Raw genomic sequence first — 15,907 nt, 5'->3', positions numbered from 1 at the left:
GCGTGCCGGCGGCGGGCGCGCGGGGGCGTTGCCAGGCGTTCCTCCGCACCGTGCAATGCGAGTGTCTGATCGCCACCTTCTCCAAAGGAGATCACGTGCGTCACCGACTCGCAGCCCTGCTGATCCTCGCCACGGCCGTCGTCGTCCCGGCCGTGGCCTCGGCCACCCCCGCGAGTGCCTCGACCCTCCAGCGCGTCTACTCCAGCCTGCCCTACTCGCTGTGCATCTCGTGGGGACAGTCGGGCTACCAGAACGGCCAGTGGGGCACCTGGTGGTGCAGCACGCATCAGCCGCAGAACGACCCCTGGAACCCCACCTACGACCTGTGGGCGTACGTGAACTGACCAGGGCCGTCCGCACGGCCCGCAGGAATCGGGCCGCGACCCGCGCGCCGGGCCGCTCGTGTTCCCCCGGCGCGCCCGGCGCGGGCTGAACGTTTCACCGCCGCGGCCTGGGTTCTTTCCGGCGGCCGGCCGGCTCGCCCGATGGGCGGGCCGCCGCGTTCACCCAGGTCGCGGCGGTCGGCGGCGCGGCGCACGATCGGTCACCGCAACGGTGGTGATCACACCGCGTCTCACCCGCTGAACGCCGCACCGGGCGGCCGATCGCGGCCGCCCACGTGGTCACCTAATTTCGGAACGTGTGGCCGGCGGTGCGCGGCGTGGCGTGCCGGTGGCCTTCCGCCCTCGGCCGGCACCCTGACGCGGGCGGCAGCCGCCCGTCGTCGTGTCCCGAAAGGACTTCCTGATGAGACGAAGTCTCGCCACCGGACTGGCCACCGGACTGGCCACCGCGCTGGTCGCCGCCGGTGGAGTCGCCATGGTGACGATGCCGGCCGCGGCCGCCGCCGGATGCAAGGTGACGTACAAAACGGTCAGCCAATGGGGCGGCGGCTTCCAGGGCGACGTGGCCATCACCAACCTCGGCGACCCGGTCGGTAGCTGGAAGCTGGAATTCGACTTCCCCGACTCCGGCCAGAGGATCGCGTCCGGCTGGAACGCCACCTGGACGCAGTCCGGCACGCACGTGACCGCCACCAGCTTGTCCTACAACGGCTCCATCGCCACCAACGCCACGGCCAGTGGCATGGGATTCACCGCGAACCTCACCGGCGCCAACCCCGTGCCCACCACCTTCTGGCTCAACGGCTTCATGTGCAGCGGCCCCGTGTCCCTCAGCCCGACGCCGAGTCCCACGCCGAGTCCCACGCCGAGCCCCACCCCGAGCCCCACGCCGAGCCCCACCCCGAGTCCCACGCCGAGTCCCTCCCCGAGCCCGACCGTCACCCCCACGCCGGGCACGCCGCGCCCCGGCGTCGGACCGTGCACGCCGGGCGCGACCTACCCCAACCCGCTGCCGTCGTCGTCGGTGACCGCCACCAAGATCCGGGACGGGTTCAACTTCCTGGAAGGCCCGGTCTGGGACTCCGCCACCCAGACCCTGCTGCTGTCGCTCATGCGTGACGGCACCGGGTCGGAGAACGTCCAGCCCTCGGACGTCCTGCGGTTCACCGAGCCGAACACCTTCGAGACCTTCATTCCCAACGCCGGCAGCAACGGCCTCGCCCTCACCCGGGACGGCGGCACCCTGCTGGCCGCGACGCACGACCAGCGCAGTGTCTCCTCCTTCCACCTGCCCGACCGGACGCGCGGTGTGGTCGCCTCCTCCTACCAGGGCCGCGCCTTCAACTCGCCCAATGACCTCACCGTCGGCGCCGACGGCACCGTCTACTTCACCGACCCCGACTTCCAGCGCGCCAACCGGGCCGACCAGATGTCCGGCCGCACCGGGGTGTTCCGGGTCAAGAACAACGTCGTCTCGCTGATCGACGACACCATCCGGGAGCCGAACGGCATCGCGCTCTCCCCCGACGGCAAGACGCTCTACGTCGGCGGCAACGGCACGGGCCGGATCTACAAGTGGCCCGTCAACTCCGACGGCAGCGTCGGCACCCGCACCGACTTCGCGTCCCTGAACGGCTCGGACGGCGTGACCATCGACTGCGCCGGCAACCTTTACCAGGCCTCCTTCAACGACGGCAAGGTCCACGTGTACGCGCCGTCCGGCGTCCAGATCGGCACCATCTCCGCCGGGCAGAACACCACCAACCTCGCCTTCGGCGGCCCCGACGGCAAGACGCTGTACATCACCTCGGGCACACCCTCGCGCGGCGGGAACACCGGCAACTTCGGCCTCTACCGCGTCCGGCTGAACGTCCCCGGCTGGCCGTACTGAGCGTCACAGGGTGTCAGCGTCACAGGGCGTTGAGGAATCGGGCGGCGGCCGGGGCGGCGACCTGCGCACCGGTGCCGCCGCCCTCGACCACGACGGCGAAGGCCAGGTCGCCCTTGTAGCCGATGAACCACGAGTGCGTCGGAGGGTTCTCGCCGTTCCCGGCCGAGCCGTACTCGGCCGTCCCGGTCTTGCCGGCCGTACCGGCGGGGAAGGACACACCGCTCGCGGTGCCCTCGCTGACGACGGCGGGCATGAGGCGGCGCAGCGCGGACGCCACCGCGGGTTCCAGCGCCCGTGGCGGCGTGCCGCCCGCCGGGGCGAGCGAGGCCGGGACCAGCCGGGGCTGCCGCCAGGTGCCCGCGGCGATGGCGCCCGCGACCGCGGCCATGTTCAGCGGGCTGGCCAGGACGCGCCCCTGGCCGATCGCGGCGGACGCGAGGTCGGTGTCGTCGTGCGGCGCGGGGAAGGCGGCGTCCACGGCCGGCACCCCGATCTTGATGCTGGCCCCGAACCCGAAGTCGGCGGCCACCTTGGCCAGGCGATCCGCGCCGAGGCGCTCCACCGCCATCGCCCCGAACGTCGTGTTGCACGAGTGAGCGAAGGCGTCGACGAAGCGCAGCGTGCCGTAGTCGTGGAATTCGGCGTTGTGGAACGGGAAGCCGCCGATGGTCTTCTCGGCCGGGCACTCGACGGTCTGACCGGGCGTGACACCACCCGCCACCAGCGCGGACGCGGTCACGATCTTGAAGGTGGACCCGGGCGGATACGCGCCGAGCAGGGCGCGGTTGTAGCCGCCCGGCTTGTTGACCACGGCGAGGATCTCGCCCGTTGACGGGCGCAGTGCGACGAGCGAGGCGGGCTTGTCCACGCCGTCAAGGGCCCGCGCCCCCGCCCGGTGCACCCGCAGGTCGAGCGTGGTCGCCAGCGGCTTGCCCGGCTTCGCTCCGCCCTCGGCGAGCGTGACGATCTTCGCGCCCGTCGTGGCGTCGACCAGGTCGGCCCGTGCGGACGCGGTGCCGTTCAGGCGGGAGCCGTACTGCTCGCCGAGTGCCTCCGCGATCTGCTGCACGGAGCCGGGGGCGTCCGGCGTGTCGATGCGGGTGCCGTCGGCGGCGGTTATCGGTGCGCGTTTGGCGGGCACGGTGGCGAGCTTGGCCCGCGCGTCGCCGGTCAGCCGGGGGTGGACGGCCGCCGGAGTCCAGGCCACCTTCCAGGCGCGGTCGCGCTCGACCAGGCGGAGCCTCCCGTCGTACGCGATGGGCAGCGGGCCGGTCAGCCGGGCACGGAACCGCACCGTCTCCTCCTGCACACCGGTCACCCGGAAGCGCTGCCCGGTGAGCTTCAGGTCGTCGTGAAAGCGGCGATAGGTGTTCTCGAAGCCGGCCGGCGGGTCGGCGGTCAGCGTCCGCATCGTCGCATAGTCCGAACGCGACCAGGCGGCGAGGAAGTCCCGCGCGGTCTGTTCGGGTGAGCCCTTCGTGCGCATCGCCCACACGACCGCCCCCGCGGCCACCACCGGCACGAGCACCGCCGCCGTGACGTACGGCCAGCGCCGTCGCTCTCGCATGCGTCCCCCTTTGAGTCGAGTGCACGCCAAGAGCAGCAGACCCACGGGGAGTATGTCCAATATGGATATCAACGCGCTTCATGTGCGGTTCCGATATGATCCCAGCTCGTGGACCTGGTCCGGCATCTCGGCTACTTCCTCGTCGTTACGGAAGAGCTGCATTTCGGGAACGCGGCCGCGCGGCTGGGGATGGCCCAGCCGCCGCTGAGCCAGCGCATCAGGCGTCTGGAGGAGGAACTGGGCGTGCGCCTGTTCGAGCGGTCCAGCCGGCGGGTCGCGCTGACCGAGGCGGGACGGCTGCTCGTGCCGGAGGCCCGCGAGATCGTCGCCCGGGCCGAGCGGATGCGCGACCTCATGTCCGACCTGGCGCGCGGCGGCACGGCGGTCGTGCGGGCGGGCGTCCCCGCCGACCTCGGCGCCGCCGTGCTCGCCGCGCTCATCGCGAGGTTCCGCGAGCGGCGCCCCGACGTACGGCTGTCGCTGGCCGAGATGGGCACGGCCCCGCAGGTCGCCGCGTTGCTGGAGGGCAGGCTCGACGTCGGGCTGCTGCGGCATCCGGTCGCCGCCAACGGGCTCGCCTACGGGCCGGTGCTCGTCCGGCATCCGGGTGTCCTGCTGGCGGAGGACGACGAGCTGACCGCCTGGGCGACGGTGCACCTGGGCGACCTGGCGGGGCGGGACCTGGTGCTGTTCTCCCGCGACGCGGAGCCCGGCCTGTACGACGACACGCTGGTCTCCTGCCGCCGCGGCGGCTTCGTCCCCACCGAGATCACCTGCACCGACCGCGCGGAGTTCGCCCTCGGTCTGGTCCTGTCCGGCACGGCCGTCGCCTTCGGCGTCCCCGCCGAGGTGCCGGGCGTGGTGTGGCGGCCCCTCGCGGGCACGCCCCTGGCGTGGCGGTGCTCACCGGCCTGGCGGGGCGAGCCGAGCCCGTACGTGCGAGAATTCACGGCCGTGGCCGTAGAGGTGCTGAAAGGCAGCGCGGGCATGGTGGACGAAGGAGCGCCGCCCGCTCCTCGCGTCGCGCCGCGCCCGGCGACCGGGTTCCTGGCATGAACGCCGGCATGAGTCCCCTGGAGCGTGTGTTCCGCAACGCCGGCGTCACCGGCTGGCTGCACGCGGTCGACATCGACGGCGGGCGCGAGGTGGGCCTGCGGGCCGACGAGCCGGTGGTGCTCGCGTCGGTCTTCAAGGTGCCCCTGCTGCTGGAACTGCACCGCCAGGCCGATCGCGGCCTGCTCGACCTCGCCGAACGCGTCCGGGTGCCGGCGGCGGACCGTACGGGTGGGGGCACCGGACTGGCGGCGATGCTGGACGACGCCACGCTGTCGCTGCGCGACCTGGCCTACCTGATGATGGCGGTGAGCGACAACGCGGCGGCCGACGTGCTGCTCTCCCGGGTGGGCAGGGAGGCGGTCAACACGCTGCTCGACGGCCTCGGGCTGACGGCGACGCGGGTGGTGCACGACTGCCGCGACATGCTCACCAGCCTGTGGGTGGACACGGGCGTGGCGGAGCAGTCGGACGTGAATCAGGCGTGCACCGACCCCGAGGTGGTGGCGCGGCTGCGCGCGCTCGATCCGGCGCTGAGCAATCGGAGCACGCCGCGCGAGATGACCCGGCTGCTTGCCATGGTCTGGCGCGACGAGGCGGCGGGAGCGACGTCCTGCGCGGCGATCCGCCGCCTGATGGGCCTGCAGGTGTGGCCGCACCGGCTCGCCTCGGGGTTCCCGTTCGACGACGTCGCGGTCAGCGGCAAGACGGGGACGCTGCCCACGCTCCGCAACGAGGTCGGGGTGGTGGAGTATCCCGACGGCGGGCGCTACGCCGTGGCCGTGTTCACCCGGTCGCTCAGCACGGCGCAGAACCAGCCGCGCGCCGACGCCGCGATCGGGGCCGCCGCCCGGATGGCGATCGACCAGCTCAGAACCCACATATGACAGACCCTTTCTATGTGGGCCGGGAGGGTGACATGCGGCCCAAGCGTGGCAAAGATGGGAGCATGGTCGAGGAAGGCGCTCTGCTCTGGGAACCCACGCCCGACGTCGTACGCGCGGCCCGGATCACCCGTTACATGGAACGACTGGGCCGTCCGGGCGACTACGAGGACGTGTGGAAGTGGTCGGTCGAGTCTCCGGCCGACTTCTGGACTTCCATATGGGACTACTTCGGCGTGGTGGGTACGCGTGGCGACGGGCCCGTCATCCAGGCAACGATGCCGGACGCGGAATGGTTCGCGGGCTCGACCCTCAATTACGCCGAAAACGCGCTGCGCGGCCATCCCGGCCGGACGGCGGTGATTTTCCGCAACGAGTCGGGCAGCCGCTGGCAGTATTCGCTCGGTGAGCTCCGCGAGGAGGTCGCCAGGGTCCGGGCGGGGCTCGTGCGGCTGGGCGTGGGGCGTGGCGACCGGGTCGCCGCCTACGTCCCGAACGTCCCCGAGGCTCTCATCGCCTTCCTCGCCACCGCCTCACTCGGGGCGATCTGGTCCTCCTGCTCGCCCGACTTCGGCGCGCCCAGCGTCACCGACCGGTTCGCGCAGATCGAGCCGAAGGTGCTGGTCGCGGTGGACGGCTACCGCTACGGCGGCAAGGCGTACGACCGGGCGGCGGTGGTGCGCGAGATCGCCGGGAAGCTGCCGACGCTGGAGGCGACCGTCTGGATCCCCGTCCTCGGCGCCGATGCGAGTGATGACGGGTTGAGCTGGGACGACCTGCGCGCCGAGACCGCGCCGCTGGAATTCGAGCGGGTGCCGTTCGGCCACCCGCTGTGGGTGCTGTACTCGTCGGGCACCACCGGCCTGCCCAAGCCCATCGTCCACGGTCACGGCGGGATCGTGCTTGAGCACCTCAAGTCGCTGTCCTTCCACCAGGACCTCGGCGAGGGCGATGTGTTCTTCTGGTACACCACCACCGGCTGGATGATGTGGAACTACCTCATCGGCGGGCTGCTGGTGGGGTCCACCGTCGTGCTGTACGACGGCAGCGCGGCCCACCCCGACACCGGCGCGCTGTGGCGGCTGGCCGCCGAGGAGGGGGTGACCTACTTCGGCACCGGCGCGCCGTACATCATGGCGTCGATGAAGGCCGGGGTGAAGCCGGAGGGGCTGGAGCGGCTGCGTGGCATCGGCTCGACCGGCTCGCCGCTGCCGCCCGAGGGGTTCGCCTGGGTCTATTCGGATGTGAAGCCCGACGTGCAGCTCGGCTCGTTCTCCGGGGGCACCGACGTGTGCACCGGGTTCGTCGGCGCGGTGCCGCTGCTGCCGATCCGGGCCGGCGTCATCCCGTGCCGCTGCCTCGGCGCGTCCGTCGAGTCCTTCGACCCCACCGGGGCCTCGACCGTGGGCGAGGTGGGGGAGCTCGTCATCACCCGGCCCATGCCGTCCATGCCGGTCATGTTCTGGAACGACCCCTCCGGCGACCGTTACCGGGAGTCGTACTTCGCCGACTACCCGGGCGTCTGGCGGCACGGCGACTGGATCAAGATCCTCCCCGACGGCGGCTGCGTCATCTACGGCCGCTCGGACTCGACGCTGAACCGCGGCGGTGTGCGCATGGGCACCAGCGAGTTCTACCGCGTCGTGGAGCGCTTCGACGAGATCGCCGACAGCCTGGTCATCGACACCGGGCAGCTCGGCCGGGAGGGCAGGCTGCTGCTGTTCGTCACCCTGGCCGACGGGGCGTCCCTGTCCGACTCGCTGGTGTCCCGCCTGCGTACGGCCCTGCGCACCGAGCTGTCGCCCCGGCACGTGCCCGACGAGATCCAGGTCGTCCCCGGCATCCCGAAGACGCTGTCGGGCAAGAAGCTGGAAGTCCCCGTACGGAAGATCCTGCTCGGCACCCCGGTCGAGAAGGCCGCCAACCCCGACGCCATGGCCAACCCCGAAGTCCTCCCCCATTTCGCGCCACAGCAGTAGGACGGCTACGTGTATAAGTAGACTCCTTAGAAGCCGACTTCTAAGAATTGAATGTCGTACTGCTCGTTGGCGCCCTCTGACATCGCCAACCTCCTTTTCGCGCCACAGCGGGTGAGGCGGTCAGGGGACGAGGGCGTACGCCCGGACGGGGAAGGTCCCCATGCCGGACACGGCGACGGGCGCCGCGTGAAGGCGGAACCCGGTCCGCGGCAGCCGTTCCAGCCCGCGCAGGTGCTCGATGATCGGAATGCCCGCGGTGAGCAGGGCGGTGTGGGCCGGGCGCAGGCCGTCGGCCACGTCGTCGATGTTGACGCTGTCGATGCCGACGACGGCCGGCCGCCGGTCGGCCAGCAGGGCGGCCGCGTCCGCCGTCAGGAAGGGGTGGTCCGGGTCGCCGTAGGACGGGCCGCCCCAGTGCCTGTCCCAGCCCGTACGCAGCAGGACCGCGCGCCCCGTGACGTCGTGGCCGTCGAACGCGTCGGCGTCGATGCCGCGCCCGGGGCCGCCGGACGCGTCGATCAGCAGACCGGGGACGTCGACCAGCCGGGACAGGTCGACCTGGGCCAGGTCCTCGCCGTTTGCGAGCCGGTGGAACGGCGTGTCGAGGTACGTGCCGGTGTTCGCCACCATGGAGATGCGGCCGATGTGGAACTCGGTGCCCGGGGCGTAGCGGCCGCGGGAGTCCTCGCGCGTCAGATAGTCGCCGATCTCCGGCCCGGGCACGCCCGGATAGGTGAGCATGCCGTGCCGGATCACGTGGCTGAGGTCGACGACACGGCCGCCCGGGTGAGATGTCACGTGGATCACCCTATGTGATCAGGACGACGTCGCCAGGGCGCGTTCGTACGCCTCCCGCAGCAGCTGGGACGCGCGCGGGCGATCGGGATCGGGACGGGGGATGCCCAGGTGCTGCTCGCGCAGCTCGTCCATGAGGTCGTCCCAGAGGGGTGGGCCGCCCTCCTCCAGCAGGCGGGACCGGATGCCGAGCTCCGGTGTCGTCGGCCGATGCCGCAGGCCCCAGGAGCCGAGCGCGACCATGACCGGCACGGTCTGGATGCCCGCCTCGGTGAGGCTGTATGTCCCCCGCCGTCCCCGCCCGGCGTCCTCGTGGGTCAGCAGGCCCGCGGCGACGAGGGCCTTGAGGCGGCTGCTGAGGATGTTCGAGGCGATCCCCTCCTCGGAGTTGGTGAGCAGGTCACGGAAGTGCCGGCGTCCGCCGAAGATCACGTCGCGCAGCACGATGAGGCTCCACTGGTCCCCGAGCGCCTCCACCGCCGCGTTGATCGCACAGCCGGATCGCGGTCCTTCTCGCACGGCCACCTCCAAAGTGATTGCATTTTGCTACTACCTAGCTTACGCTTCTTCTCAGTGATTGCAATCCGCAACCACTCGTCGAAACCAGGAGATCACGCCATGTCTCGTGTCAGGGTGCACAACTTCGCCGTCTCCCTGGACGGCTTCGCCACCGGTGAGGGACAGACCCTCGAAGAGCCGTTCGGCCACGCCGGCGGACGGCTGCACGAGTGGTTCTTCGACACGCGGACCTTCCGCGCCATGCAGGGGAAGACCGGCGGGAGCGAGGGGGTCGAGGATGCCATCGTCCGTCAGTGGGACGCGGGCATCGGCGCGGAGATCATGGGCCGCAACAAGTTCGGGCCCCAGCGCGGCCCGTGGGAGGACCACGAGTGGACCGGTTGGTGGGGACCGAACCCGCCGTTCCACACGCCGGTCTTCGTCCTGACCCATCACCCCCGGCCCTCGGTGGAGATGGAGGGCGGCACCACGTTCCACTTCGTCGACGCCACCCCGGAGGAGGCGCTGCGTCAGGCCCGCGAGGCCGCGGGCGGTCTCGACGTGCGGATCGGCGGCGGGCCGAGCACCGTGCGCCAGTTCCTGGCCGCGGACCTGGTCGACCACATGCACATCGCCGTCGTCCCGATCACCCTGGGCCGCGGCGAGCGGCTGTGGGACGGTCTCGAAGGACTCGAGAAGCGTTTCCGGATCGAGTCGGTGACCGGTCCTAGCGGCGTCACCCACATGACCTTCACGCGACGGTGATCCCGGGAGAGTGTCGTAACTCTCCCGTACGGTTGCGCGTCGTCCCCCCCGATCACTCGACTGCCGCCGCGTACGGCGGCGCGGAAAGGCGGAAAAACATGACCACGAACATCACGTCGAAGGACGGCACGACGCTCGCCGTCGACACAGCCGGCCAGGGCGCGCCGGTGATCCTCGTCGGCGGCGCGTTCAACGACCGCTCGACGGTGGCCGGGCTCGCCGCCGAGCTCGCGTCGGCGTTCACCGTCGTGACCTACGACCGGCGCGGCCGGGTGGGCAGCGACGACAGGAGCGAGGACTATGCGGTCGCCAACGAGGTCGACGACCTGGCGGCCGTCATCGAGCACGTGGGCGGCCGGGCCTCGGTGTTCGGCCACTCCTCGGGCGCGGTCCTCGTGCTCGAAGGGGCCATGCGCGGGCTGCCGGTCGATCGGGTGGCCGTCTACGAGCCGCCGTACTGCGCCGACGAGAACCAGCCGAGGCCGGCGGCCGACATCTACGACCGGCTCAAGGCCCTGGTGGCCGCGGGAGACCGTGACGGCGCGGTGGAGCTGTTCCTCCACGAGGCGGTCGGGGTCCCGACGGAGATCATCGCCGGGATGAAGGCGGGGGAGGGGTGGGCGTTCATGGCCGACAAGGCGCCCAGCCTGCCGTACGACGTGCTGGTCAGCGCGCCCTGGCAGGTCATGCCGTACGACCGGCTCGCCGGGGTCGGCGTGCCGGTGCTGGCGGTCTACGGCGACCGGACCGCGCCGAACCTGGCGGAGGGGACGAAGGCCGTCGCGGCGACCGTGCCCGGCGCCGAGCTGACGGTGATGCCCGGAGAGGACCACGCGGTGTTGCAGCGTCCGGCGGCACTGGCGCAGATCCTGACGAAGTTCTTCGGCTGAGCGCCTGCCCGCGCACACGCCCGCGCGGGACGGTGGGAAATTGTCGGAGCGAGCGGTTACCTTCGAGTCGGCATGCGAATCGACGGCGCGACCACTGAGCTGATGGGCACCGAACTGATCGGCACCGGACTGATCGGCAGGGAGCATCCTGCCGCGATGCTGCGTGCCGAGATCACACGGGTCGTCGGCAGCCACGGGGGCCTGATCCTGGTCGCCGGTGAGGCCGGCATCGGCAAGACCGCGCTCGTCGCCGATGCCGCGGAGGAGGCCAGGCGGCTGGGCGCGCTGGTCCTCGGCGGATCGTGCTGGGACTCCGACAGCGCCCCGGGGTACTGGCCGTGGGTGCAGGTCCTGCGGAGCATGCGGCGGTGCGCCGGGCCCGGAGAGTGGGCGGCGGCCGAGGAGGCCGCGGGCGCCGGCCTGGGCGCGCTGCTCGGCGAGTCGTCCGGCGCCGACGCCGCCGAGGGTTTCCGGCTGTACGACGCGGTGACGAGCGCCCTGGTCGCGGTGTCGCAGCATCGTCCCCTGGTGGTCGTGCTGGAAGACCTGCACTGGGCGGACACGGCGTCACTCAGGCTGCTGGAGTTCGCGGCCCAGCACACCTGGTTCGAGCGGGTGCTGCTGGTCGGCACCTACCGGGACGTGGAGGTGGAGTCGGCCGACCATCCGCTGCGGCCCCTCGTGCTTCCGCTGGCGGCGCGGGCGACCACGGTGTCGCTGACCGGGCTCGAGCGGGAGGAGGTCGGCGCGCTGATGGCCCGCGCGGCGGGGCGCGAACCGTCCGCCGACCTCGTGGCCGAGGTGCACCGCCGCACCGGCGGCAACCCCTTCTTCGTGGAGCAGACGGCGCGTCTGTGGCGCAGCGGCGGTTCGGTCACCACGATCGCCCCCGGCGTCCGCGACACGCTGATGCGGCGGCTGTCCCTGCTGCCCGCGCCCGTCGTGGACCTCCTCGTCACGGCCGCGGTGCTCGGCCGGGAGTTCCACCGCCGGGTGCTGGCCGCCGTCGCCGCCGCTCCCGTGCTCCAGGTGGAGCGGCTGCTCGACCAGGCGATCGCCGCCCGGCTTGTCGTGGCGAAGGGTGCGAGGGGCGGAGAGGTCTTCGCGTTCGCGCACGACCTGGTCCGCCAGGCGCTCTACGAGTCCCTCGACGACGGGGCGGCGCCCCGCCGGCACGCCGCGGTCGTCCACGCCGTCGACCGCACTCCCGGCCTCGCGGAGCATGTGCTCCCCGCCGACATGGCACGTCACGCCTACCTCGCCGGTGACCACGTGGAGCCGCTCCACGCGGTGGACCGGCTGCTCGCCGCGGCCCGTGACGCCGCCGCCCGCCTGGCCGCGGAAGAGGCGCTCGGGCACTACCGCAGGGCGCTCGAACGCGTCGCCGGCGCCGGGGAGCATCGCCGGCGTGTCGTGATCGCGCTCGAGCTCGGCCGTGAGCTCTACCACGGGGACGACCGCGACAGCGGCCGGCGTGCCTTCGAGGAGGCGGCCGCCGTCGCGCGGGAGACCGCCGATCCCGAGTTGATCGCCCGGGTGGCGCTGTCCGTCTACGCGACCTGTCTCGGCGAGAGCGGCCCGCTGGGTGCCGACCTGCTGCGGGAGGCGCACGGCGAGCTGGTCCGCGACGGGCGGCCCCCCGACGGCGATCGCTCCCTCGACCGCCTCGCGCGGGACCTGGCCATCCATGTGGCCGTGCTCGCCCGGCGGGGCGAGGACGACGAGGCGCTGGCGTTCAGTCTGTGGGCCTGCCACGACGCCATCTGGGGGCCGGGCACCGCACCGGAGAGGGCGGAGCTCACCGGGGAGCTGCTGACCCTCGCCCACCGTACGGGCGACGCGGAGATGGAGAGCATCGCCGCGTCGCTGCGCTGGGTGGCTCTCCTCGAGCAGGGCGACCCCGCCTATCTCGGCCAGTTCCGCGAGTTCGTCACGCTCGGCGGCCGCGCCGGCCTGCCGCGCATCGACATGGCCACGGCCAGCGACCGCAGCATCATCGCCGCCCTCATGGGCGACTTCGACCAGGCGGAGACCCTGCTCGACGAGCTGGCCGGGTTCGAGCACGGGCACGACCACTTCGCGTACATGCTGGATCACCACCGCTGGGCGATGCGGATGCTCCAGGGCCGCTACGACGACCTGGACGAGATCCACCGTGCGCTGCGCAGAAGCCGGCACCCCTGCCCGGGCCTGCTGGAGGCCATGACCGCGCTGCACAGGGGAGACGGCGACGCCGCACTGCGCCATCTGCGCGACACCATGGACAGGGGCGAGCCGGGGCGCTCGCTGCAGCCCCTGTGGCTGCGGTTCCAGGCCATGGTCGCCGCGTGGTCGCGCGACCCCGAGCTGTGCGAGAGGGCCAGGGCCGCGCTCGAGCCGTATCTCGGCGACTGGACGGTCTCGATGTACGGCTGGGACGTCGGCGGCCCGGTGATCCTCCAGCGCGCTCTGATCGACGCGGCGCAGGAGCGCTGGGACGAGGCGGTCGACGGGTTCACCGCCGCCTGGCAGTCGGCCGATCTGCTCCTCGCCCGCCCGTGGTCCGTCGAGGCGCGGGCCCATCTCGGCGAGGCGCTGCTGCGCCGGGGCCGTCCGGGCGACGCGGAGGAGGCCGGGAAGCTGCTCGGCGACGTGGAGGGCGAAGCGGCGCGGCTCGGCATGCGGCACATCGCGGAGCGCGTCCGCCTGGCTCGTCTCAGGGCACGCGCCCCCGCGCCCGGTCCTGTGTCCACCACCGTGCCCGGTCCTGTGTCCACCACTGTGCCCGGTCCTGTCGCCGGCCCTCCGGCCGAGTTCCGGCGGGACGGCGCGGTCTGGACCCTGGGGTTCGGCGGTCACACCGTCCACCTGCCCGACGCCAAGGGACTGCGCGACCTGCACCGCCTGCTGAGTCGTCCCGGGGCCGACCTGCCCGCCGTACGGCTGCTCGACCCCGAGGGTGGGGAGATCGTCGTCGCCGCCCGGGCGATGGGCGGCGACGCGGTCCTCGACGAGGAGGCCAAGGCGCGATACCGGCGCAGGCTCGCTCTGCTGGACGAGGAGATCGACCGGGCGGCCGAGCGGGGAGACGACGACAGGGCGGCCGAGTTCGACCGGGAGCGGGCGGCCCTGCTGGCCGAGCTGCGTTCCGCCTCGGGGCTCGGCGGGCGCGACCGCCGCCTCGGCGACGAGGCGGAGCGCGCCCGCAAGGCCGTCACCGCCCGGATCCGTGACGTGCTGCGCAAGCTCGACCGGCTGCATCCCGCGATGGCCGCCCACCTGCGTGCCGCCGTCTCCACCGGCGCCACCTGCCGCTACCAGCCCGAGCACGATCTCACCTGGCGCCTGTGACCCGCGCTCACTTGCGGTTGTAGAGGCGCATGGTCAGCGCCCCGAAGACCACGATCGACGCCGCGCCGCAGACCAGCACCCAGGTGATCTCCCCGGTGTCCGGGCTGCCCGCCATCAGCGACCGCGCCGCGCTGACCAGGTGGGAGATGGGGTTGACACCGACGAACGCCTGCAGCCAGCCCGGCATGGTCTGCGGGTCCACATAGACGTTGCTGAGGAAGGTGAGCGGAAACAGCACCAGCATGCTGATGCCCATCACCGATTTCTCGCTGCGCAGCAGCAGCCCGAACATCGTCCAGATCCACGAGAACGCGAACGAGAAGGCCACCAGCAGCGCGATCGCGGCCAGCACGCCGGCGACGCCGCCCTGCGGGCGGAAGCCCAGCACCAGGCCGACCACGAGGATGACCGTCGCCGCCATCGTGTAGCGGAACGCGTCGCCGAGCAGATAGCCGACCATGGTCGACGGCCGCCAGATCGGCAGCGTACGGAAGCGGTCGAAGACGCCCTTCTCGATGTCCTTGTTGACCTCGACCCCCGTGTACATCGTGATCATCACGACGCTCGTCACCATGATGCCCGGCAGCAGGAACTGCAGGTACTCCGTCGGCGAGCCCGCCAGCGCGCCGCCGAACAAATAGGTGAACATCAGCGTCATCATGATCGGGAACGCGGTGACGTCGAAGAGCTGCTCGGGCACGTGCTTGATCTTCAGCATCGCCCGCCAGCCGAACGTCAGCGAGGCCGACAGCGCGCTGGGGCGTGGCGGGCGTGCCCCGGGGGCCAGGACCGCGCCCAGCGTCTCGGCCGCGGGGACGAAGGACGTGCCGGTCTCGGTGGTCGTCGCACTCATGCCGCTGTCTCCTGCGTCTCCTGGTCCGTGGCGGGGTCGTGGGGGTCCGTGGCGGGCGCGCCAGTCAGCGTGAGGAAGACCTCGTCGAGGCTGGGCTGGCCGAGGGAGAAGTCGTCGACGACGATGCCGGACGCGGCCAGCGCCGCGAGGGCGCGCGCGGCCCGCTCCGCCCCGGCGTCGGCGTCCTCGCCGGGGATGCGGGTGGTCAGGGCCACCGGATCGGCTTCGAGGTGGACGGACGCGTTCAGCTCCCTGGCCAGCAGGCGCTCCGCCTCAGGCCGCTGCGCCGCGTTCCGCAACCGCACGTGCACCGCCCCCGAGCCGACCGACGACTTCAGCTCGCCCGGAGTGCCCTCGGCGATGACCCTGCCGTGGTCGATGACCGCGATGCGCCCGGCCAGCCGGTCGGCCTCGTCCAGATACTGCGTGGTGAGCAGCACGGTGGTGCCGTGGGCGACCACGATCCTGACGATGTCCCAGACCTGGTTGCGGCTGCGGGGGTCGAGACCGGTCGTGGGCTCGTCCAGGAACAGCAGATCGGGGGTGTTGAGGATGCTGGCCGCGATGTCCAGCCTCCTGCGCATGCCGCCCGAGTAGGTCTTGACCTGCCGGCCGGCGGCCTCGGTCAGCCCGAAGGCCTCGAGTAGCGCCATGGCCCTGTCTTTGGCGGCGGGCTTCCTGTGCCCCAGCAGCCTGCCGAGCAGGACCAGGTTCTCCATCCCGGTCATCTCCTCGTCCACCGAGGCGTACTGGCCCGTGAGGCTCACCCGGCTGCGTACGGCGTCGGGCTCGCGCAGCACGTCGTGGCCGAACACCCTGGCCTCCCCGCCGTCCGGGCGCAGCAGGGTCGCCAGCATCTTGACGGCGGTGGTCTTCCCCGCCCCGTTGGGGCCGAGCACGCCGTACACCATGCCCGCGGCCACCTTCAGGTCGAGCCCGTCCACCGCGCGGTTCTCGCCGAATGTCTTGATCAAGCCCGATGTCTCTATCGCCAGGTCCGTTGTCCGGTCCCGCATGATCTGCCGTCTCCTTTGTTCTCCGCGTACACAGTCCGCGTA

13 protein-coding genes are annotated in these 15,907 nt (G+C 72.0%); 8 read left to right on the top strand and 5 right to left on the bottom strand.

From position 1 onward, the window contains the following. Window positions 1–95 precede the first annotated feature (95 nt). Both AB0O28_RS30525 and AB0O28_RS30520 read left to right on the top strand, forming a co-directional pair. Entirely contained in the window at window positions 96–344 is a 249-nt protein-coding gene (locus AB0O28_RS30525; RefSeq protein WP_363646008.1) for a hypothetical protein, read from the top strand. Between the two features lie 403 nt (window positions 345–747). Continuing rightward, window positions 748–2,235 (top strand): SMP-30/gluconolactonase/LRE family protein, encoded by a 1,488-nt coding sequence (locus AB0O28_RS30520; protein ID WP_363646007.1) that lies wholly within the window; start codon window positions 748–750, stop codon window positions 2,233–2,235. 19 nt (window positions 2,236–2,254) lie between these two features. On the opposite strand, the gene AB0O28_RS30515 is transcribed toward AB0O28_RS30520, so the two are convergent. Further along, window positions 2,255–3,802, bottom strand: a complete 1,548-nt coding sequence (locus AB0O28_RS30515) for a penicillin-binding transpeptidase domain-containing protein (protein ID WP_363646006.1) — start codon at window positions 3,800–3,802, stop codon at window positions 2,255–2,257. A 108-nt stretch (window positions 3,803–3,910) separates the two neighbouring features. Between AB0O28_RS30515 and AB0O28_RS30510 the strand changes: the two genes are divergently transcribed. From AB0O28_RS30510 to AB0O28_RS30500, 3 genes are all read left to right on the top strand, one after another. Next, window positions 3,911–4,858: a LysR substrate-binding domain-containing protein gene (locus tag AB0O28_RS30510; protein ID WP_363646005.1), complete on the top strand. Its 948-nt coding sequence runs from the start codon at window positions 3,911–3,913 to the stop codon at window positions 4,856–4,858. Window positions 4,859–4,866: 8 nt separating this feature from the next. Then, complete coding sequence (locus AB0O28_RS30505) at window positions 4,867–5,742, top strand: serine hydrolase (RefSeq protein ID WP_363646004.1); 876 nt, start codon at window positions 4,867–4,869, stop codon at window positions 5,740–5,742. A gap of 62 nt (window positions 5,743–5,804) precedes the next feature. Then, window positions 5,805–7,718 carry an acetoacetate--CoA ligase gene (locus AB0O28_RS30500; RefSeq protein WP_363646044.1) on the top strand — a complete coding sequence of 638 codons (1,914 nt, stop codon included), beginning with the start codon at window positions 5,805–5,807 and terminating at the stop codon, window positions 7,716–7,718. A gap of 120 nt (window positions 7,719–7,838) precedes the next feature. Here AB0O28_RS30500 and AB0O28_RS30495 read toward each other — a convergent pair whose 3' ends face one another. Then, on the bottom strand, window positions 7,839–8,516 hold the full coding sequence (locus AB0O28_RS30495; protein WP_363646003.1) for a cyclase family protein: 678 nt from the start codon (window positions 8,514–8,516) through the stop codon (window positions 7,839–7,841). 18 nt (window positions 8,517–8,534) lie between these two features. Continuing rightward, window positions 8,535–9,032, bottom strand: coding sequence for a helix-turn-helix domain-containing protein (locus AB0O28_RS30490; protein WP_363646002.1), 498 nt, complete (start codon window positions 9,030–9,032; stop codon window positions 8,535–8,537). A gap of 99 nt (window positions 9,033–9,131) precedes the next feature. On the opposite strand from AB0O28_RS30490, the gene AB0O28_RS30485 reads away from it, so the two are divergent. The 3 genes from AB0O28_RS30485 (at window position 9,132) to AB0O28_RS30475 (ending at window position 13,996) form a co-directional block, all read left to right on the top strand. Next, complete coding sequence (locus tag AB0O28_RS30485; RefSeq protein ID WP_363646001.1) at window positions 9,132–9,776, top strand: dihydrofolate reductase family protein; 645 nt, start codon at window positions 9,132–9,134, stop codon at window positions 9,774–9,776. Between the two features lie 98 nt (window positions 9,777–9,874). Further along, window positions 9,875–10,666, top strand: a complete 792-nt coding sequence (locus AB0O28_RS30480; RefSeq protein ID WP_363646000.1) for an alpha/beta hydrolase — start codon at window positions 9,875–9,877, stop codon at window positions 10,664–10,666. A 72-nt stretch (window positions 10,667–10,738) separates the two neighbouring features. Further along, window positions 10,739–13,996: an AAA family ATPase gene (locus AB0O28_RS30475; protein ID WP_363645999.1), complete on the top strand. Its 3,258-nt coding sequence runs from the start codon at window positions 10,739–10,741 to the stop codon at window positions 13,994–13,996. Window positions 13,997–14,003: 7 nt separating this feature from the next. Here AB0O28_RS30475 and AB0O28_RS30470 read toward each other — a convergent pair whose 3' ends face one another. Together AB0O28_RS30470 and AB0O28_RS30465 are read right to left on the bottom strand one after the other, a co-directional pair. After that, entirely contained in the window at window positions 14,004–14,849 is an 846-nt protein-coding gene (locus AB0O28_RS30470; RefSeq protein WP_363645998.1) for an ABC transporter permease, read from the bottom strand. Next, complete coding sequence (locus AB0O28_RS30465) at window positions 14,846–15,865, bottom strand: ATP-binding cassette domain-containing protein (RefSeq protein ID WP_363645997.1); 1,020 nt, start codon at window positions 15,863–15,865, stop codon at window positions 14,846–14,848. Before AB0O28_RS30465 ends, AB0O28_RS30470 begins: the two co-directional genes overlap by 4 nt. Between the last annotated feature and the right edge of the window lie 42 nt (window positions 15,866–15,907).

It is taken from the genome of Microbispora sp. NPDC088329 (assembly GCF_040685655.1).
Classification (GTDB): domain Bacteria; phylum Actinomycetota; class Actinomycetes; order Streptosporangiales; family Streptosporangiaceae; genus Microbispora.
The sequence above is the reverse complement of the archived record's forward strand: the minus strand, read 5'-3'. Positions and strand labels throughout refer to the sequence as shown.

Coding starts and splice junctions, on each gene's coding strand:
- AB0O28_RS30500 (WP_363646044.1), top strand. CDS start 5,805: ATGGTCGAGGAAGGCGCTCTGCTCTGGGAACCCACGCCCGACGTCGTA.
- AB0O28_RS30520 (WP_363646007.1), top strand. CDS start 748: ATGAGACGAAGTCTCGCCACCGGACTGGCCACCGGACTGGCCACCGCG.
- AB0O28_RS30475 (WP_363645999.1), top strand. CDS start 10,739: ATGCGAATCGACGGCGCGACCACTGAGCTGATGGGCACCGAACTGATC.
- AB0O28_RS30470 (WP_363645998.1), bottom strand. CDS start 14,849: ATGAGTGCGACGACCACCGAGACCGGCACGTCCTTCGTCCCCGCGGCC.
- AB0O28_RS30505 (WP_363646004.1), top strand. CDS start 4,867: ATGAGTCCCCTGGAGCGTGTGTTCCGCAACGCCGGCGTCACCGGCTGG.
- AB0O28_RS30485 (WP_363646001.1), top strand. CDS start 9,132: ATGTCTCGTGTCAGGGTGCACAACTTCGCCGTCTCCCTGGACGGCTTC.
- AB0O28_RS30480 (WP_363646000.1), top strand. CDS start 9,875: ATGACCACGAACATCACGTCGAAGGACGGCACGACGCTCGCCGTCGAC.
- AB0O28_RS30515 (WP_363646006.1), bottom strand. CDS start 3,802: ATGCGAGAGCGACGGCGCTGGCCGTACGTCACGGCGGCGGTGCTCGTG.
- AB0O28_RS30465 (WP_363645997.1), bottom strand. CDS start 15,865: ATGCGGGACCGGACAACGGACCTGGCGATAGAGACATCGGGCTTGATC.